Source organism: Chryseobacterium shigense (genome assembly GCF_014207845.1).
Taxonomy (GTDB): domain Bacteria; phylum Bacteroidota; class Bacteroidia; order Flavobacteriales; family Weeksellaceae; genus Chryseobacterium; species Chryseobacterium shigense_A.
On the sequence record NZ_JACHLC010000002.1, the window covers coordinates 335,521 to 356,487 of the forward strand.

The 20,967-nt window shown below is 37.8% G+C and carries 16 protein-coding genes; 5 read left to right on the forward strand and 11 right to left on the reverse strand.

What is annotated here, in order from left to right; all coding sequences use genetic code 11:
- Positions 1-10 precede the first annotated feature (10 nt).
- The 9 genes from HNP36_RS11295 to HNP36_RS11335 all read right to left on the reverse strand — a co-directional run bounded on the left by HNP36_RS11295 (position 11) and on the right by HNP36_RS11335 (position 10,886).
- On the reverse strand, positions 11-1,000 hold the full coding sequence (locus HNP36_RS11295; RefSeq protein ID WP_184163230.1) for an endonuclease/exonuclease/phosphatase family protein: 990 nt from the start codon (positions 998-1,000) through the stop codon (positions 11-13).
- A 7-nt stretch (positions 1,001-1,007) separates the two neighbouring features.
- Complete coding sequence (locus HNP36_RS11300; protein ID WP_184163233.1) at positions 1,008-1,736, reverse strand: rhomboid family intramembrane serine protease; 729 nt, start codon at positions 1,734-1,736, stop codon at positions 1,008-1,010.
- 3 nt (positions 1,737-1,739) lie between these two features.
- The gene (gene mutL / locus HNP36_RS11305) at positions 1,740-3,530 is read right to left on the reverse strand and encodes a DNA mismatch repair endonuclease MutL (RefSeq protein ID WP_184163236.1); all 1,791 of its coding nucleotides are present in this window, start codon (positions 3,528-3,530) and stop codon (positions 1,740-1,742) included.
- A 479-nt stretch (positions 3,531-4,009) separates the two neighbouring features.
- Positions 4,010-4,837, reverse strand: coding sequence for a YoaK family protein (locus HNP36_RS11310; RefSeq protein WP_184163239.1), 828 nt, complete (start codon positions 4,835-4,837; stop codon positions 4,010-4,012).
- Between the two features lie 33 nt (positions 4,838-4,870).
- Positions 4,871-5,365: a hypothetical protein gene (locus HNP36_RS11315; RefSeq protein WP_184163242.1), complete on the reverse strand. Its 495-nt coding sequence runs from the start codon at positions 5,363-5,365 to the stop codon at positions 4,871-4,873.
- Positions 5,366-5,585: 220 nt separating this feature from the next.
- The gene (locus HNP36_RS11320; RefSeq protein WP_184163245.1) at positions 5,586-6,989 is read right to left on the reverse strand and encodes a sensor histidine kinase; all 1,404 of its coding nucleotides are present in this window, start codon (positions 6,987-6,989) and stop codon (positions 5,586-5,588) included.
- Between the two features lie 3 nt (positions 6,990-6,992).
- On the reverse strand, positions 6,993-7,700 hold the full coding sequence (locus HNP36_RS11325; RefSeq protein WP_184163248.1) for a response regulator transcription factor: 708 nt from the start codon (positions 7,698-7,700) through the stop codon (positions 6,993-6,995).
- Positions 7,701-7,896: 196 nt separating this feature from the next.
- Positions 7,897-9,285 (reverse strand): CotH kinase family protein, encoded by a 1,389-nt coding sequence (locus HNP36_RS11330; protein ID WP_184163251.1) that lies wholly within the window; start codon positions 9,283-9,285, stop codon positions 7,897-7,899.
- A gap of 350 nt (positions 9,286-9,635) precedes the next feature.
- A complete protein-coding gene (locus HNP36_RS11335) occupies positions 9,636-10,886 on the reverse strand; it encodes a histidine-type phosphatase (RefSeq protein WP_184163254.1) in 1,251 nt (416 codons plus the stop codon).
- A gap of 511 nt (positions 10,887-11,397) precedes the next feature.
- Between HNP36_RS11335 and HNP36_RS11340 the strand changes: the two genes are divergently transcribed.
- The 5 genes from HNP36_RS11340 to HNP36_RS11360 all read left to right on the forward strand — a co-directional run bounded on the left by HNP36_RS11340 (position 11,398) and on the right by HNP36_RS11360 (position 18,879).
- Positions 11,398-11,886, forward strand: a complete 489-nt coding sequence (locus HNP36_RS11340) for an RNA polymerase sigma factor (protein WP_184163257.1) — start codon at positions 11,398-11,400, stop codon at positions 11,884-11,886.
- Between the two features lie 36 nt (positions 11,887-11,922).
- The gene (locus tag HNP36_RS11345) at positions 11,923-13,281 is read left to right on the forward strand and encodes a histidine-type phosphatase (protein ID WP_184163260.1); all 1,359 of its coding nucleotides are present in this window, start codon (positions 11,923-11,925) and stop codon (positions 13,279-13,281) included.
- 95 nt (positions 13,282-13,376) lie between these two features.
- The gene (locus HNP36_RS11350) at positions 13,377-14,195 is read left to right on the forward strand and encodes a FecR family protein (RefSeq protein ID WP_184163263.1); all 819 of its coding nucleotides are present in this window, start codon (positions 13,377-13,379) and stop codon (positions 14,193-14,195) included.
- An 81-nt stretch (positions 14,196-14,276) separates the two neighbouring features.
- Complete coding sequence (locus HNP36_RS11355; RefSeq protein ID WP_184163266.1) at positions 14,277-17,258, forward strand: SusC/RagA family TonB-linked outer membrane protein; 2,982 nt, start codon at positions 14,277-14,279, stop codon at positions 17,256-17,258.
- 7 nt (positions 17,259-17,265) lie between these two features.
- A complete protein-coding gene (locus HNP36_RS11360; protein WP_184163270.1) occupies positions 17,266-18,879 on the forward strand; it encodes a RagB/SusD family nutrient uptake outer membrane protein in 1,614 nt (537 codons plus the stop codon).
- Positions 18,880-19,052: 173 nt separating this feature from the next.
- Here the strand turns inward: HNP36_RS11360 and HNP36_RS11365 are convergent, their stop codons facing one another.
- Both HNP36_RS11365 and HNP36_RS11370 read right to left on the reverse strand, forming a co-directional pair.
- Positions 19,053-19,526: a GNAT family N-acetyltransferase gene (locus tag HNP36_RS11365; RefSeq protein WP_228456350.1), complete on the reverse strand. Its 474-nt coding sequence runs from the start codon at positions 19,524-19,526 to the stop codon at positions 19,053-19,055.
- A gap of 23 nt (positions 19,527-19,549) precedes the next feature.
- A complete protein-coding gene (locus tag HNP36_RS11370) occupies positions 19,550-20,965 on the reverse strand; it encodes a PLP-dependent aminotransferase family protein (RefSeq protein WP_184163276.1) in 1,416 nt (471 codons plus the stop codon).
- Positions 20,966-20,967: the final 2 nt, after the last annotated feature.

Below are 20,967 nucleotides of genomic sequence, written 5' to 3' on the forward strand. Positions count from 1 at the left end.
TTTATGATAATCAGTTGTCAATTGAAAATGTTCCAATCACAGGATAATGATCTGAAAGCTTTATCGAACGGTCAACTTTATAACTAACGGGATGTATGGTTTTGGATGTAAAAATATAATCGATCCTGATTGGAAATTTATAATCATGGAAGCTTGTTGCACTTCCTTTTCCTGCTTCTACAAAAGCATCCTGCAACCCTTCTGACAAATGATAGTATTCGTAAGAATTGGGAACGGAATTAAGGTCTCCCATAACAATTACAGGGTAAGGTGAATTGTTAATAGCTTCTTTAACAGTACTTACCTGATCCTGATGTTTTTTAAAAACAGGAATAAGCCTTTTAACAATATTTTTCAGTTTTCTTTCATCTTCTTCCTGGAAGCCCTCCATTTTTACCATGCCTTTCTCAAATTTGAACGGCTCGAGATAAACATTGATAAAGCGGTATATTTTTCCTCTGATTTCAATATCTGCCTGGGTAGCATAGGCATTATTGCTATCATAATTACTTTTGATGAGCTCTGTGGAATTTATAATTTTATGCTTAGAAATAACTTTGATAATTCCGTTTTTATCAACCACTTCCGTGTTTTTTAGGAAGATTTTTTTTCCGGTCTCCTGCAGCATTACCACATCAGCATTGGCATTATTGAGGTAATTCTCAATCTCAGAAACACCTAATGTGCCGGCTTTAATGTTGAAAGTAACAACTTTCAGGTTGGCTGTTTCTTTTTTCCCGGAAGAAAAATTCACCCATCTTTGTAGAGGATTCATAAAGATAAGTCCCGCCAGCATAAATGCAAAAGTCCTTTTTTTCCAGCTGAAAAGCCAGAAAAGTGTACATATTGCATACACAACAATAAGAACAGGAAAACCTAAGGAAAGCAAATTGAACCACGGAAATATTTTAGGCGGAACATATGCATTCATTAAAGTACCCAGCAGCAGGAAAAAGACGCCAACATGCAGGATCAATATGACAAGACGAAAAACTTTCACGGATTTTTTAATTGAATCTATACAAATGTTTTTTCCATATCCTTGCAAGAATCCAGCCAACCAATGCTCCCCCAACGTGAGCCAGATGGGCAATACCTCCTCCGTTTCCGGAAACTCCCAGGTATATGGAAACTATAATAACGATAGGCATCAGGTACTTTACCTTCATAGGAATCGGGATGAACATCATCATAATCTTAGCATCCGGGTAAAGAGTGGCAAAAGCCGCTACTACACCAAAAACAGCGCCCGATGCACCAAGCATTTTACCTGTCAGACCAATATATAAATTTAATATTTTTTCATTGTTTAAATAAGGCGTAGGATTGAAGTCAAATACAGAAAGATTGGCTTTTGCATAAACTTCCGAAACATTAACATTCATTCTTTCAAGCTCTGAAACGAGTTGTTGAATTTCTACAAAATTCCATATATTAAATAAAGCAAAAGCACCCAAACCGCTTGCAAAATAAAGTATCAGATATTTTCTTTCTCCCAGAACCTGTTCCAAAATAGGCCCGAAACTATAGAGCGTCAGCATATTAAAAATAATATGCATATATCCTCCATGCATAAACATATGAGTGATAATCTGCCATGATTTAAAATTGGGAGAAAGGGGATAATATGCAGAAAGAATATTGTATAATTGAGGTAAGAAGAAAAATGTCAAAATAAATACAACAATATTTACAATGATGATATTCCTCGTAATGGGCGGTATATTGTTAAACATTTTTTAAAATTTGTTTTTAAAGTCATTAAACGGAATTTCATAAAAGCATCTTTTGCCATCCGGTAAAAATTCCGGGAAGCCCAATGCGGTAAAATCTTTGATCATCTGTTCCGCATCTTTTTTATAGATGAAATCAAATCTTGATTTGGACTGCATTTTGTTCCACTGGCTGAGATAAAACTGCATAAATTCCTCTTCAGTTTTGTATTCCAGAATCTCAAAAAGATTCTCCAGGAACTTCATCGCCTGGGTTTCTTTGAGACCTTCCGGAAGAGCATCTATCCTCAGCACGCTTTCATGTGCAATTTTCATGTCAAACCCAAGTTCGGGAAGAAATTTTTTGAAAGAATTGTATTTATTCTTCTCAATTTCGTTCATATGGTATTCCAGGGAAAACAATAATGTGTGGCTGTTCGGGTTAACGTTGGCCTTCTTTGAAGTTTTATTATTTTCGGAAACAACCAGCCTGTGCATTCTTCCAAGGTCCAGCATCAGGGTAACATCGCCTTTATTGAACAGCCAGTAGCCATTGGGCAACCTCATCAGGTCTTCATCAAAATCTTCATCTTCAAACAAATTGATCTTTGACGGTTCTGCTGTAATATTCTGATGGTACATTTCCGCAAGATTCTGGATCTCCTCGGGACGTACATTTCTTTCTTCAATAAATGGATTGTAGTCCTTATCAACTATAATCTCAGGCATTTTGATCACTCCGCCACCGCTGTTTCCTTTGCTTGGAAAAGGCTTGTTCATCATGGCGTCCATTTCAGGATCTTTATCAAAATCCAGGCTTGGGGATACGTTATAAATTCCTAGAGATCTTTTAATGGTAGAGCGAAGCAATGCAAAAATCAGGTGCTCGTCTTCAAACTTTACCTCAGTTTTCTGAGGATGGATATTCACATCTATTTTTTCCGGGTCCAGTTCAAGATAAAGGAAAAATGTGGGAACATAACCGGGCTGCAGCAATCCTTCAAAGGCTTCCTGTACGGCTTTATTAAAATACGGACTTCTGAAGTATCTTCCGTTAACGAAAAGAAACTGTTCGCCCCTAGATTTTTTAGCACCTTCGGGTTTTGCAACAAATCCGTGAAGTTTACACCAGATGATATCTTCTTTTATGGGGATAAGCTGTGGCTGTAATTTTCTTCCGAAAACATCAACAATACGCTGCATCTGACTTCCTTTTCTCAGTCTGAAAACGGCTTCATCATCATGAAACAGGGAAAACTCCAGATTTTCATGGGCTAAGGCGACACGCTGGAATTCATCAATAACATGCCTGAATTCAACATTATTATTTTTAAGGAATTTTCTTCTGGCCGGAACATTGTAGAACAGGTTCTTTACCAGGAAATTGGAGCCGTCAGCGGTTTGTATCGGGTCCTGAAACTGGAATACACCGCCTTCAATATAGATATTGGTCCCTATTTTAGCATCATTCTGCTTTGTTCTCAGCTCAACTTGGGAAACAGCGGCAATAGAGGCCAGCGCCTCGCCCCGGAATCCTTTCGTAGCAATTTTGAAAATATCTTCTGTTCCTCTGATCTTGGACGTAGCATGCCTTTCGAATGCCAGGCGGGCATCGGTTTCAGACATTCCTTTGCCATCGTCTACCACCTGGATCAGGTTTTTCCCGGCATCCCTGATAATCAATTCTATCTTTGAAGCATCGGCATCAATAGCATTTTCCAAAAGTTCCTTCACAATGGACGCAGGTCTCTGCACCACTTCTCCTGCCGCAATTTGGTTGGCTACATGATCCGGTAAAAGCTGAATAATATCTGACATAAAACATATAATCAACTTACAAAAATAGTTAATGGAAACCGGAATTAAAACATTAAAACCGTGAATTAAAATTTAATTATCAACATTTTTGCCACAATTCTTTATTCTGTGTGCCTTTTAATACCTCTACAGAATTAGGAAATGAGAATATAAATTCTATAAATAGAGCTATTTTACCACGCAAAGATTTAAATACCGGAAGTCATATTTTAAGTTAAGCAAAGAAATGTGACTTCGTCACTGATTAAGCATGCTTTTCCGTCCGCTTAATCGGATCAATCAAAGATTGATTTCTTCTTTGTATTCCTGTAATTTGCAATATTAAAATTAAACTTTGCGTTAAAAAATTCTTTTTATGGTTTGTTGTCTTGACTTATCTCTAACAGTAAAAAAACACCCCTTTTCTACCATCGAAAAGGAGTGCTTCACAGCTAGTTTACACAAAAATAATATTGATATTTATTTTATTTCTTTCCGGCTTATTCATCAAAAACAAGCGTTCTTTTTTCTTTTCTTTTTGGGATACCATGAACTTTATCGTACAAATAAGCTAACAGGTTGGGCTTTTTATAAATCCTGCTGTAGCGGTATTTGGTGTTAAAGTGCCTGATATGAATTTTATAGGCATCATACCCAATCACGATCAAAAGGCATACACTGATCACATAAAACACTCTAAATTCGAGATAATAATAGGTAAGCCCTGAGAAAACGGCTCCTAAAACATAGGCTGCCATGATACTCATCAGCAATTTCGCTCTTCCAATCAGTTCACCGTTCTTTCTGTATTTTTTCTGGGTAAACATGGAAAGAAGGATTCCAAGGTCGGTGGTGGTCCCTGTAAGGTGGGTGGTTTTCACGGAGAAATTGGAAATACTTGCTGTAAGACCGTTCTGAAGGCCGGTTGCAAAAAGCATTAGTGCAACCAGGAATTCTGTTTCTTCCAGTGTTTTCTGGTAGTAGAACTGACCATATATTCCCACAAACAGTAAACATATGATTTCCAGCACAATTGGCATTGCATGTGCAAAATATTTACTTCTTTTATTGAAGTTGATGACAATGAAGTTGGATAAAAAGCTTCCGAAGAAGAACAGAAAGATCCACGCTCCAACCACCGCAACCTGCGTCCAGTTTCCTTTACTGATTTCCGCAGCCAGAATGGCATAATGTCCCGTTACATTTGACGTAAAGGAGAGAAATATTAACAGAGAGGCAATATTTATAGTACCTGCGGTAAATGCAGTCAGCGTCCCCAATCTGATATTGTCTCCCAACGTTCGGCTGTTACTATAATTTCTTAACATTTTTTTATTTTTTACTATTGTGTTTATTATTCTTTAGACCTCAACAAAGATCTCAGCCAGCCTTCCTCTTTCCGGAAGTCTTTCGGCAATTTCCACTTTAATTTCCTGAACTTTTAGTTCTTTGCATTTCCTGATGTAAGGAGTAATATCAAATTTGCCGTTTCCTTTACTCTTAATAGATGGAGAGTAATAAGCTTCTTCAATATTCTCTGCTTTCACATAATTATTGAATGTTCTCTGAAAGCTTCCTGTGAAAATATCGCAGATGATCTTATTGACCAGATGAGGATACTTATTTTTGATAATTCCATAGGCGTCACAAAATTCCTGCGGCCTGATTTTATTAAAAACGGTGCTTTTTGTATTGAAAAGAAGGTCTCTGATAGAATCTCCGGCATCATATCCTGAAACCAAAAGAATATTATACTGATTCTGATCTTCCGATGCATCTTTCTCTTTCAGTACTTTTTTTAATATGTTCATTGACTCCAAAGAGTAATCCGTAGCGATTAAAATTGTTTTAGTCATATCTTTTAGATTTAGGTTTGTGTTATCTTATTTTGATGATACAAAACTAAAGCGGCAAGATTAGAAGCCCTTTGGAATGGAATTAAAATGTGATTAAAGAGATTAAAATGAGATTAGAATTTCGAAATGAAGAGAATAATATATAGATTGCTCCCGCAAATTTGAGAGATTTAGCCGGTTTTTCCGGTTCGTTTGCTTTTGTAAGACCTGGTTTTAGCTATTAAACTCCTTCCGGCTTTGTACTATAAAAATTAGGAAAACGCATCTGTACCGTTGTTCCCTGGTTTTCATGAGAACTTACAATAAGTTCACCCTGATGCATTCTTACAATGTTTCTTGCCAGTGGAAGCCCGATTCCGTAACCCTCATAGTTTTTGGTATTGGAAGCTCTGAAGAACGGATCGTAGATTTTGTTCATCTCCACTTCCGGAATACCGATTCCGAAATCTTTTACAATAATATAAACATCCGTATCCGTAGCACCCAGCGAAACTTTTACCTGCTGGAAATTAGAATATTTACAGCCGTTATTAATGATATTGGCTACCGCAAGATGCAGAAGCTGCTCATTACCCTGTACTTTCAGTTTTTTAGGATTATCGGGGAGCATGCTGATATCGAGATAGATATTATTTCTGGAATCAATTTTTCTGAGGGTTTCAATTACGTCCCAAAGCAGCTGATCGATCCTTACTTTATCCATCTTCTGGATTTTTCCATCGAAACCGGTCTGGGCAATCATTAATAATGCTTTGATCTTTTTATCCAGTTTTTCCGCTTCATCAAGGATAATTTCCAGAGTTTCCTTGTATTCATCAGCTGTTCTGCCGATAGAAAGGGCTACATCTGCTTCCCCCATGATGGAAGTGAGGGGAGTTCTCAACTCATGGGATACATTTCCGATCAGGTGGTTTTGGGTTTCAAATGAAGTTTCTATACGGTTCAGCATCCCATTGAAAGTATCAACCAGCTCGTTCAGCTCTTTGTTGTCCGGTTGCGGTTCCAATCTGAGGTGAAGATTTTCGGAACTGATTTCTTTTACTTTACCTGTAATTTTTAAAATAGGTCTGAACAAGGTTTTAGACAGATAAAAGGAAAAAATCATACTGAAGAACAGGGAAAGTACGATACAGGTAATTAATGTTCTTTTTAGAAATCCGAGATAATAGATCACATAATGATTCTTGGCAGAGGCAATAGCGATGTAGTCTTTATCATCATACCTAAAGGTCTGCCCGATGTAGTAGAATTCTTTATCATTATAATTGGCCTCTCCTTTTTTAACAATGCTTTTGAAAAAATAATCGGGAATATGAACTTCCTGTGAAATTTTTCTGAAATTGGAATCCTTTGGAACGGCAAAAACATAATCCCTTTCCATAGGAAGTTCCTCATCATTCAGGCTGTTAAGGATATAGTTTTCGGGAAGATCGAGATGGTCTTTACTTTTTTCAATCTGAACAATAGTTGCGGTACGGATCTTCAGCAGTTCGTAAAACCTCTGATGCGAAAAGTTGACAATCGAAAAGTAAACCAATCCACTGAACAGCAAAATGATGGCAGTAAATACCAACATTAAAAGTACCATCGTTTTGGTTTGGTTTGTAACAACTTTTTTAGACATTCATCAATTTTTTTTGAGCACGTACCCCATTCCTATTACTGTATGAATCAACTTATTATCATCCTGGCTATCCAGTTTTTTCCTTAAATAATTCACGTAAACATCTACTACATTTGTTCCCAGTTCATAATTTACCCCCCAGACTGCATCCAGGATTTCGGCCCTTGAAATTACTTTTTCGGGATTATTCAGGAAATACAGCAATAATTTATATTCTGTAGAGGTTAAAGAAATTTCATCTCCGGCCCGGGTCACTCTTTTTGTGTAATCATTAACGATCAGATCTGAAAACTGGAATATATGTTCACTATCCGGCTCTGGCTCAGAAGTTTCCTGCGGACTGATCCCATGACTTCTTCTTAGCAGAGACTTCACACGGGCTACCAATTCAATAAATTTGAAGGGCTTTACCAGATAATCATCACCTCCGCTTTCCAGCCCCAGCACAATATTTTCGGAGGTTCCCAAAGCCGTCAGAAACAGAATAGGAACATGCTGATTGGTTTTTCTGATCTCTTTGCAGACATCAAGACCGTTCATTTCCGGAAGCATAATGTCCAGAATTACCATATCGAAATCGTTTGTCTGTACCAGCTGTACACCTGTACGTCCGTCAAAAGCTACGGAAACTTCGTACCCGTTTTCCTGAAGTCCTTTTTTTATAAAAGATACAACGCTGGTTTCGTCTTCGATGAGGATAATCTTTTTCATTGAAATAAGGAATTTCACAAAAATAGGAAAAAGAAAGGAAATGAGCTTTCATCTATAAACCAGACCCTTCAATGATGCATTACTATTCAATATCGTTATAAAAAAACCACGCCCGGAAGCGTGGTAAAAAAATGCCTTTTTCAAAATCCCCCTGAAAAGAAATCAAAACGGCATCAATCTAAATATATTAAAAATGTCAAATTGTGTCTGTTATGAAACGGAGTGGGTTTCCGCTTACCTCGAAAAAGTTGTTCGCTCCTCTTTGCAGAAGGCGGTAATTTTTATTATACGATGCACTCCACCAGGCTACACTGTCTTCAAATGCCGTTTGAGAGGCACTTCCCTGTTTTCCTATAACGCATCCGGCATCAGCATTGTGACAGCCAAAATGAATAGTTTCGTCCCAGATATAATCCTTAACCAAACGGTGCCAGCCTTCTATACGCGGAACACTGTTGTTGGCATGAAAAGGACCACTAACCAGGGCCATGAAAGCATCAATATAAAATCTCCTGAACTCCGGTATGCTAAGTAATTTATGAATCAGCGGATGATACTGACTTCCCCAATTGTACATATTCTGTCTTCCCGCATCTAATCCCCATCCGGTTCCTAATGTTGTATCAAAATCATTCGGGATGAAAAAGAATTTTCCATGGGTATTGAAGTAAAAATTGAAATTATTGGCATTAAACCAATAGTCATCCATATTACCACACACTACATTAATAATATATGTTTTCATCAGTAGAGGTACATCCATTATACTTTCAGCCCAGTTTTTAAGATCATTCCCTTCTTTGGTTGTTAAATCTGTAATAAATCTTACCAGTTGGGCATTAGCTGTTGCACGCTGGCCTGTATTTGTCCTCAGGTCATAAATATCCCTGTTGGGTACATCATGCGGATTATTCAAAGTTGCCGGGGCGTCTCCTTTCCAGAGAAAAGGTATATATGGCCCGGGTACATTATCATTAAATAATGCTTTACGGTCTTCAAGATAATCGTCTTCAATAAATTCTTTCAGTTTATAAAGCCCAAAATAAGCCGGCGGCGACTGTAAGCCTGAACTTTCCGCTATCACTTTGATATAGAATTTACATAAGCTCATTAAGGGTCCGGTATAAACTTCTGCCCGTTGGTATAGGTCAAAACAGTACAATTCCCTGATTCGGGTAGGATCTTCACGGGTAAATTTTAAATCGAGCCTGGATAGTCCCAGAAAAGTCTGGCCTGGTGGCGGATTAAACCTGGTGTGGCCAAAGTTAAGGGCAAAGCTGGCCTGGCGCCATACCGAATGCCCGGGCTTATGAGGTTCCCCCGGATTTCCCTCAGGTCTTGCACGGCTTGAATTTCCTCTTACCCTTAAGGAAACATTCTCAAGTCTTTGATTGGGTAAATTTTTACTTCCTTCAAAAAGGAATGTTCCGCGAACCCATGTATTGACAGTAGGATCATTATCGAATTCGAACAGAAGGTGGTTCCAGTCTGCTTCCTGTATCTCCAGAGTTACTGATGGTAAATCGTTGACATCAAATATTTTAGATAAATTGGGATTTGTAAATTGATTTTGAATTTCTTCCATGTTTTTAAATGTTTAATGGATTAAATAATTAGATTTTTGATTCTGTAAATATTACAGGTAGGGATTAATAGTTGTGATTACGTTTTTTCCATATACTTTAAATTTTTAGCGGGTTAAAAAAAATGATTTTATATAAAAATGATACAGGTAGGGATTAGATAAATTAAGTCAAAATGTCCCCATATCGAATTTTATCATATTCGATTTATAAAAATATTATCCGGGAAAGAAAGTGTGTAAACGTTTAATTTACAGACAAATAAATATCAATTTCAGTAAGAATTAATAAAGGTGAACTGTGTTTTTCTCATATGTTGATTTTGGATATTTGGTTTTTATTATAGTTTCATTTATTGCGGCAGTGGATGTGTACTCAAGAGAGAATTATAATATTCTTTTAAATCCTGCCAGCGATAGTATGGAAGTATCTCGCTTTCCACCGGAGGGATGAGAATCTCCTGTTCGTTATGCAAAAATTTAACAAGAACATCATGGGATATTTCATTCCTGAAAAATATAATCTGAATGTTAGCAGCCATAGGCGAAACTTTAAAATCATTCCAGGCATTATAAAATTCCGAAGGGTCTGAAATACTGTTATAAAAATCCTGAAGATGCAGGAGCATGGCCAGAGGAATGATATTTCCATCGTGCCCAAAACGGAATGATGCTCCAATATCTTTTGTTTCAATGATATGGTCGGCACTTTCAATGATATTCTTCAGAAGCGGCTTGGCATTTTCCATCATCATACCCTGATTTTCGGCTGCGTTGGCATACTGAACATACAGGCTGTAATTTTTACATTGCCAGAGATCGAAAAGCTCTTTCTTTTCAAAAAGATCATACAATGAAATGGAAATATCCATATTTTGTAGAATACCGGCTATGTTGTACAGATCCCAAATCAAAGAAACAGGATTTATACTTCCTTTTACATAATCTTCATCAGAAAATAGTGCCGTTATAAGCCTGTCCGGGTTGACGTGCTCTTTTTCAAACTCCTTATACTTTCCAATCCATGTATCGGGATTATACCTGAAACTTACTGCCTCTTTTGTATGATAATTCAGATAATCCATATGCCTAGGATCAGCATCTTCAGCAATATGCAGACCCGGACATAATTCTTTCAGTTTCCCGCAAAATATTTCCATACTGTAGATGCAGCGCTCTGATGTAGTGGAAACAGCCGTTACCTTTGCATTGGCTGTAAAAACTTCCGGATACTGCCTCTGCATACGTTCAGCAATCCCGGTGAGCTGACGAATTCCCAGTGGTGTCAGGTTTCCGCCATTGCCCCTGACTACTGACCATATGATCTTTAATCTCTCATACAAATCTCTTCCCAACGACGTTAAAGCATCACAGGAGTTTGCATGCCGGAATGTGTCCAGTACATGCTTATATTCATTATCATCAACCAGATAACGTGATCCGTGGCGTCCGAAATGACTGATATAAAACGGAATATATCCGTCAGGAAGCGGTGTAAGTTCTCTAATATTCTGTAATGGATAGGCATAGCTGATGCCACCTGACTGTTCGGGAGTATCAAATATATCCTGTATAAACATTTGTCCTGAATTACTATTTTCCATGCAATATTAACTTTATCAATATGACCACATAGTTTATCATTCAGCATAATATCAATAAATAAAATTTTATAAAAATGTAAACTCAACAATAATTGAGCACATTTATTTTTATTTATTCAATTTGCACGCAAGGTAATTAAAAAAATTTAACATCAAAATGTGAGAATTTTTCTAACTATTTGATAAAATAATTGAAAATATTATCAAGACTCAATAAAAACCATCATATATCATCAACTGGTGAAGAAAAAAATATTAATGATTTTTTCTAAACAGAACTTTTCAGTGCGATAAATTTTGGCGTTTTTTTTAAAAAAAGGAAATAAAACCAAGCATAGAACAACGAATTTTCCTTTATCCATAAGGCTTTTTGAACTATAATAAAATTTGCGGAAATATTGTAAACATATTGCAATGTTATAAATAGGATCTATATGATGTCTTTTTTTAATATATTTGAAGCCTTCCCAGGTATTAATTGCCAATATAGCAATCAAAATATTTATTTAGAGTGGAATCTTTATTTGAGGAATTATATTCGAAATACAAGCATCAGGTCTATTTTTTCGTGAAAAAATACATTCACGGACAGGAGGATATTGAGGATGTTGTACAGGATATTTTTGTTCATGTATGGAAACACAGAGACTCTTTAAGCAAAAATGCAGAGGCAATAGTCTTTAAAACAGCGAAACAGGAAATCGCCAATTTTTTTAGAAAAAACAGGCTTTCATTTGTTGATCTTAAAGAAAACGCCGTTCTGGATTTTGAAAAGGAAGACTATGATGAGGACGAGCAGTTGCTCCGTTCCGAAGAAATCAAAAACTTATTACACCTTATCCCGGAAAAAAGCAAAGACTATTTTCTGAAGCATAAAGTAGACGGGCTAAGCTATTCCCAGATTGCGAAAGAAAACAATATTTCCAAGAATGCCGTTGCCAAGCACGTTAATAAAGTATTGCAGCTTTTAAAGGCGCGTCTGAATATATTTTTCTTTTAGGTTGACGATTTCAGCATTTCTGCGTATTACTTAAGTATGAGAAAGACTGAAAGAATATTTACCCGAAAAGACAATAAAAAAATATCTTTGGAAGCTCCGAAAAACATTTTGTTTATGATCACCTTAAACTCACAATTAAGGCGGTTTCAGTCTCTTTTTTTATTTGCGGCTGTAATTCTTTGCAATGCCCAAACGTCTAAGGAAGAAATATTTTCAGATATCCGTAAAACAGGCGGAGTGTATTATGTTTATCCGAATCCCGCAAGTACCCCTCCCCCTCCTCCTGCAGGCTATCAACCCTTTTATATCAGTCATTATGGACGTCATGGATCCAGATGGCTCATCAATGACAAAGATTTTTCCGGAGCCCTTGAAATCCTGAAAAAAGCTTCTGAGAATAATGCATTAACGGAAACTGGCAAATCTGCCCTCCAACGGCTTCAGCATATCTGGGCACTGGCAGAAGGACACAACGGCGACCTTACCCAGGTTGGAGCAATGCAGCAGAAACAGATTTCACAAAGAATGGTCAAAAATAATCCACAGGTTTTTGAAGGAAATTCCATCGTTACAGCAAAATCTACCCTGGTTCCGAGATGCATTCTGAGCATGGCGTATTTCACCAATGAACTGGTCATCAAAAATCCCAAACTACAGCTGAATATGGAATCTTCCGATAAGTATATGAAATATCTTAACCATCACACGAAAGAATCTATAGATTTCCGTTCAAATGATAGCTTCTGGCAGGAGGAGAAAAGAAAATTCAAGCAGGAAACCCTTCAGTCTGACAGGTTTATCAAAAATATTTTCAACAATGAAGAATATGTTTACAAAAATATAAATCCGGAAAAACTGATAGAAGCATTTTACTGGATAGCCAGCGATATGCAGAACCTTGAAACAGATATTTCTTTTTATGACCTGTTCACAAAAGAGGAACTTTTCAATATTTACCAGGGCATAAATTATCAGACGTATGTAAATGACGGTCCTTCGCCTCTTAGCAAAGGGCTTGTAAAGAACAATGCCATTCCATTGGTAAAAAATATCCTGGAAGAAGCTGAAAATTATATTAAAAACAATACAAACGGTGCCTCATTGCGTTTCGGGCACGACGGAAATATCATTCCTTTACTTGCTTTTTTGAATGTAAATGGGATGAATAAAGAAGAAACAGACCCAAAAGAAGTTTATAAAATCTGGAATACTTTCCAGGCCGCTCCAATGGCCGCTAATTTTCAAATGATTTTTTACAGGAATAAGCAAAATGAAGTTCTGGTGAAATTTCTTCTCAATGAAAATGAAGTTAAGATCCCGGTTCAGACCAGCCGTTTTCCGTACTATCCCTGGCAGGATGTAAAAGCATATCTGAAAAAGCTCACCAATTCTTAATCAAATCTTTACTGTTAAAATCCTGATTATTCATAGAAATATTTTTTTTAAGGTTGACGATTTCAAATTTCTGCGTAATACTACATATGAACAGCATGGAAGAAGAACATTACAAGAAGAACTGGGAAGAAACTTACAGGGAAAACCAGACGATAGATCCGCAGACAGATGCCCGGATCAAAGCTGGTATCAACAGGAAAATAAAAGCCGGGAACAGGTCTAAAAAAATATACTGGGCTGCAGCAGCGGCTGTTTTCATAATTGCCGGTTTCATCTTTTACTCTTCTCCTTCGCATGTTTCATCAAAAATCACAGTACCTCAGCCCTATCTGAGCGTTGATTACACCAAACGGGTAGAGCTTCCCGACGGAAGCATCATTATTCTGGACCCGCACAGTACCCTCACATTGTCTCCTGATTTTGGTAAAACAGACAGGAAAATTAAATTTACGGGTAAAGCAACTTTCAGCATTGCAAAAGATAAATCCAGGCCATTCAGGTTAAATGCAGGAGATTTTACAGTACAGGTATTGGGAACAAAGTTTTTCCTGGACCAGACGAAGGGTAAACAAAAAGTAGAACTGCTGGAAGGAAAAGTAAAAATAAACCATAAAGGAAAGATCACATACCTCCTGCCTAATGAAGCGTGGAACCAGAACGAGGAAAATATTGTCCGCACATATTATGCCGCAGATGTAAAAAGAAACTTCTCTTTTGAGGATGAAAATTTTGAAAAGATCATAGCCGAACTGGAAGATGTTTATAACATCAGGATCACTTATCCTCAACAATACAGTAATAAAAAGATAAAAGGTACATTTTCCGGAAATCTGGATGAAGTATTATCTGCAATATGCTATCCGTTCAATCTTAATTCGCAAAAAAAATCAACCCATGAGATAGAATTAAAATAAAAAAGCACCGATAATAATCATTATCGATGCAAAATTAACTGTAGAACCCGCTAAAATTCATTAAAGTTAATAACCAAATTTATGAAAAAAACAATAATATCCGTAATATTATTGGTTATTGCCGGATTGCCTGTTGCCCAGGGACAAACCGTGCAGGCACCGCAAATGATTCAAAAAAAAGAGAATAAAGTATCTATCATAAAAGTTTTTGAAAAACTCAGTAAGGTCTCCAAAATTCCTTTTCTTTATTCCAGCACAGACTTCAAAGATGTTTTTGTGGATAAAAGCGAAATGAATTATTCCTCTCTGGAAAACTCACTTGATCTTCTTAAAAAGAACTACCCGATAGAATATGAAATAAAAAACAATACGGTAGTTCTCCGGAAAACCAAACCAAGACTATCCGAAGTTTCCATAGCATCAGATACCATTACAACGCCTATCCAGGAAAAAAAGATTGATGAAATTGTTGTTATAGGATACGGAAAAGTGAAAAAATCAGATGCTACAGGCTCCCTTACCACTGTAAAAATTGACAGCGAAAATGATGGAAGCCCTGTTTCTGCACAGGAAGCATTAACAGGAAAATCTGCCGGAGTCAACATTATTTCTCCCGGAGGAGCTCCCGGAGCTGGTTCTACCATCAGGATCAGAGGAGGCTCTTCACTTTCAGCCAGTAACGATCCCCTTATCGTAATCGACGGGATTGCCATAGACAATTCTTCTATTTCAGGCTCCGGCAATATCCTGGGAATGATCAACCCCAATGATATTGAAACCTATACCATTTTGAAAGATGCTTCCTCCACTGCAATTTACGGTTCAAGAGCATCTAACGGTGTCATCATTATTACCACCAAAAAAGGAAGTAAAAAAACCAGATATCAGTACTCTTCCACAACGAAGGTCAGCTACAATCCAAATATGCTTGATGTATTAAGTGGAGATGAGTACAGAAATTTCATTAAAAACAGTTATGCAGGAAATCCCGCCGTAATTAATGGATTAGGCACTTATTCTACCGATTGGCAGAAGCAAATCTACCGTACGGCTCTAAGTAATGATCAGAATTTCAGCATGACCGGGGCCATCAAAGAAATTCCATACCGTTTATCTTTAGGATATACCAACCAGGAAGGAATCATCCGGAAAAATGCCTATGAAAGAATGAACCTGAGCCTTAACCTGAATCCTTCTTTCTTCAACAAACACCTGAATATAAACCTGAACTATAAACCAAGCATTGAAAATAACGATTTTGTATCCAATCCTGCAGGCGGAGCAGCGTCTTTTGACCCTACCCGCCCTGTTTATGACAGCTCCAGTCAATACGGGTTGGGATATTTTATCTGGACCGATGCTTCCGGAAAACCCATTACCCTTGCCGGTGCAAATCCCGTTTCCATCCTCGATTTAAGAAAAGATGAATCCCAGGTAATCCGCCATATCGGAAATATACAGCTGGATTATAAAATTCATGGTTTTGAAGATCTGAAATTAAATGTAAATGCAGGTTTTGATGTATTAAAAAGTAACGGTGATATCTTCGTTCCGGATAATGCTCCGCTTGCCTGGACTTCCATAGGAAATGACGGACAGGGTCTTACAGAAAAATATGTCCAGAAGAAAAACAACCTGCAGTTTGATGCTTACGCCAATTACACCAAAACCTTAGCCAATCATAAAATCGATCTGATGGGAGGGTATTCATGGCAGAGATTCTGGAAAAGCTATGATGATAACCAGACGAATCTTACCGGAACTAAAATTTACAGGGATATCACTACCCAATCGGAATATTATCTTGTTTCATTTTATGGGCGTTTAAATTACAGCTACAAAGACCGTTACCTGTTTACTGCAACATTAAGAAATGACGGTTCTTCACGTTTTTCCAAAGAAAACCATTGGGGACTTTTCCCTTCTGCAGCTTTTGCATGGAAAATCAATGAAGAGGAATTTCTGAAAGGCAATAATTTCTTTTCCGATCTTAAACTAAGGCTGAGTTATGGTAAAACGGGCCAACAGGACATCGGAGGAGATTATGAATGGATGCAAACCTATACTTTCAGTCAGTCTAATGCATTATACCAGCTTGGGAACCAGTACTATCAAACCATCCGCCCGAACGGATATGATCCGAATCTTAAATGGGAAACCTCATCAACCTATAATGTAGGATTAGATTTCGGAATTTTAAAAAACAGAATTTCCGGAACACTGGAAGTTTATAAAAGAACTACCGATGACCTGCTGAATAAAATCTCTGTTGCAGCAGGCTCCAACCTTACGAACATGATCTTTACCAATATCGGCTCCATGGAAAACAGAGGTGTAGAACTTAGCCTTAATACAATTCCGGTTAAAAATGATAACTGGCAATGGAACCTGGATATGAATGTTACCTTTAACAAATCAGAAATTACCAAACTTACCCTTGTTGACAGCCCCAATTACGGTGTGAATATTGGAAATGTTTCAGGCTCAACTGCCGGAACTATCCAAATTCATTCCGTGGGGTATTCTCCTTATACATTCTATCTTTATCAGCAGGAATATGACGCCAACAACAATCCCATTGAAGGTAAATACAAAGGCGGACTGGTAAAAGATAAAAATCCTATGCCTAAATCTTACCTGGGAATTTCTTCAAAGCTAAGCTACAAAAACTGGTATTTTGGATTCAACGGGCATGCTAACTTCGGGAATTATGTTTATAATAACATAAAATCCAAAGATTACAAAACCAAAGTATATTCCGGAAACGGCACTTATTCCAATATCTTAAGCTATACGGCAGAGCAGGGGTTCAATGATTTGCAGCTCTATTCTGATTTTTTCCTGGAAAATGCTTCGTTCTTCCGTATGGATAATATCACACTGGGCCATCATTTCAAAAACATCAGCAGTAAATTTGACTTAGGGGTAAACCTTTCTGTTCAGAATGCTTTCGTTATTACCAATTACAGCGGCCTTGACCCGGAAGTATATCTGGGAATCGACAATAATATATATTCCAGACCGCGCTCTTTCCTGTTCGGACTTAATATTAATTTTAAATAACACCATTATGAAACGTCTATACATATTCCCTTTACTACTTTGGATCTTCACTATAACTTCCTGTGTTAATGATCTGGACACTGCGCCTATCGATCCGAATATTGTAACTACAGAACAGGTATATTCCAATCCGGATAACTATAAGGGAGTTCTTGCAAAATGTTATGCCTCATTATGTCTCAGCGGACAGGAAGGCCCAACCGGAGATCCGGATATGAGTAATTTTGATGAAGGGTACAGTTCATTTATCCGTCTGGCTTTTTATATTCAGATTCTCACAACCGATGAGGCTATAATGGGCTCTCAGACTAATGGATTGAGGCAGCTGGCAACTAATTCATGGGATTCAAACACAGCAATTCTCAACGGTTATTATGCAAGATTATATCAAATTATAGGCTACACCAACGAATTTTTAAGGCAGACAACCGATCAGAAATTACAGGAAAGAGGACATACAGATCCGAATTTCAAACAGCAGGTAAGTAATTTCAGAGCAGAAGCCCGCTTCTTAAGAGCATACTCCTATTGGGTATTGCTGGATACTTACGGAAAAGTACCTTTTGTAACGGATTCTGACAAACTTGATCCGCAATTTCTTCCCAAACAGATTTTACCTGCTGATTTATATGCCTATATAGAAAAAGAGTTAAAAGAAATTGAAGTACTTCTTCCGGATACCAATGAATATGGAAGAGTAGATAAAACGGCAGCCAATTTCCTTCTGTCAAGACTGTACCTGAACGCCCAGACCTATACAAAAACTGCCCAATGGAATAAAGCTTCAGAGTATGCAGAAAAAGTAATAGCCAGCCATTACAGCCTTTCTCCCAAATATCTCTATAATTTCCTTGCAGACAATAATACTTCCCCGGAAATCATCTGGTCACTGAACATGGATGGGATAAAATCCAAAACATACGGAGGAACCACTTTTTTTGTACTGGCTCAAACGGGAGGAACCATGCTTAATTACCTGAAAATGGGAATTGCAGGAGGCTGGGGAAATATTCGCGTGCGTCCGGAATTTGTAAATAAATTTCAGGCAGCAGACCAGAATTTTGATCCGGCAGATCCCAATGCATTTGCAAAAAATGACAGCAGGGCTTTATTCTTCAACATCGGACATAAAAAAACAATTGCAGCACTTCCCGGAACTTTCCAGGACGGATATGCATTTACGAAATGGAGAAATACAGATAAAAATGGTGTTGCAGGATCAGATGCAGCATATGTAGATACGGATTTTCCGATGTTCCGTCTATCTGAAGCCTATTTAACGGCTGCTGAAGCCTACTTTAGATCAGGAAATTCTTCCCAGGCACTTAATTATATAAATATCATCCGAAACAGGGCATACAACAATGGAACTGGCACCATTTCCCTTTCTGACCTTAATCTCGATTTTATTTTAGATGAAAGATCAAGAGAGCTTTCCTGGGAGCTTATGAGGAGAACTGACCTTATCCGTTTTAACAAATTTACTCCCGGAGATTATGTATGGAGCTGGAAAGGAAATACACAAACCGGAAAAGCAGTAGATGCAAAATTCAATATTTTCCCGCTTCCTTCTGCTGATATTACGGCAAATCCTAATTTAGTTCAGAATGAAGGCTATTAATATATAAATCTATTAAGAAATAACCTTTTCATTAAATTGAAAAATTACTAAAAAATATAACAAGACATGAAATAAATCGGAAAAGTAAAAGTGAAAATTTCCGGCACCAGTTGTAGTTATATAGTTTTGATATTAGAACCGGATGTATGTTCAAGTTCTAATATCTTTTTTATTTAATTGAATTTCAGCAGCATCTGTGTATCACAACGTTCATAGGCAGAACCTGATATCGGCATATGTTTAAAACCAAGCTTCTCATACAGCTTTATGGCAGGAACCAGAATGGAATTGGTTTCCAGGAAAATACTTTCTGCGTTTAAAGCTTTTGCCTTATCTACCAATGCCTGACCTACCAGATATCCTATTTTCTTTCCCTGTGCTTTGGGACTTACAGCCATCTTTGACAGTTCAAATCTGAGCGGCTCATCTTCCATTTTCACTAAAGCACATGTCCCTACAGGTTCATCATTCAGTAAAGCAAAAACAATATGCCCTCCTTTATTTATAATATGTTCTTCCGGATTGTCCAATAGTTTATAGTCTCCGGCCTCCATTGTGAAAAAAGTTTTGATCCATTCTTCATTCAATGTTTTGAAGGCTTCCTTATATTGGGGATCATAGGTTATAATTTTAACTTCATTATTCATATTGCACATTTATATCGTGTTTATTAAATTCTTTTTTTCACCATTTTTGCCAGCTTTTCAAGATCACTTTCTACCCTGTCCGTCCATTCCAGGGCATAATTAAGGCGCATACAGTTCTGGTACTGGTTGTATTGGGAAAACATCCTTCCCGGGGCAAAACTTATCTTATGGCTCATTGCTTCATCATACAAATCTTCCGTACATATCTTTTTATCCAGCTCCAGCCACAGCATAAAACCGCCTTTCGGTTCCGAAATCTTTGTATTGTCCGGAAAATACTGTGTCACAGACTTCTGAATCTGCAGATAATTGGCATACAGCTTATTTCTGAATGTTCTCAGATGATGATCATAACGGCCATGCTCCAGGAAATCCGCAATTACATCTGAATACAGGGACGGACTGCATACCGTCTGTACCAGCTTCTGCCGGATTACCTTTTCTTTAAACTTCCCGGGAGCCACCCATCCTACACGGTAACCGGGAGCCAGCGCCTTCGAAACAGAACCTATCCACATCACAAGTCCGGCCTCATCATAAAACTTACACGGTTTAGGCCTCTCTGCTCCAAAATACAGATTCCCGTAAATATCATCCTCTATCAATGGAACATTATATTCTGTAATTAGCCTTACAAGCTCCTTTTTATTCTCATCAGGCATCTGGAAACCAAGCGGGTTATTAAAATTTGTCACAAAACAGCACGCAGAAAGTGTAGGCAGAACTTTTTTCAAAGCTTCCAGATCTACTCCATAAATAGGATGGGTAGGAATTTCCACCACCTTCAATCCCAGTTGCTGAATTGCCTGAAGCACTCCAAAATAGACGGGACTTTCCACGGCAACAGAATCTCCGGGTTTTGTAACTGCCATCAGACAGGTATACACCGCATTCATTGCTCCCGAAGTGATGACCAGATCATCTTCTGTAATTTTTCCTTCCAGGACCAAAGCCCATTTTGCAGCTTCCCGGCGCAGGTATTCATTGCCCTGTACCGGCTCGTAATCTGTACCGCTGTCATTCTTTCTTTTGATCACATTGATCATACATTTCTTCAATTTCGCCAGAGGCAGGAAACTTTTCCCCGGAATACCCAAGGCAAACTGGGTAACATCTGTTCCGTCAATGGTTCCGAATACTTTATCGATAAGGTCTTCCGGTGTATTCTTCTTTTCAGCGATTTTCATCGGAGCAACGGATGGCAATGCAAGCTTTCTCTGTGATGTCTGGCTCACAAAATAGCCATATTTCGGGCGGGATTCCACTAAAGAAAGGCTTTCCAGCTCCATATAAGCCTGCTTCACAGTATTCAGGCTGACGTTATAAAGTTTCTGGGCACTTCTGAGTGACGGCAGCCGGTCTCCGAACTGAAGGGTATCACTTTTAATCTGCTCAGTGACCGATTTTGCTATTTTAAGGTAGAGAACGTCTTTTGACATAA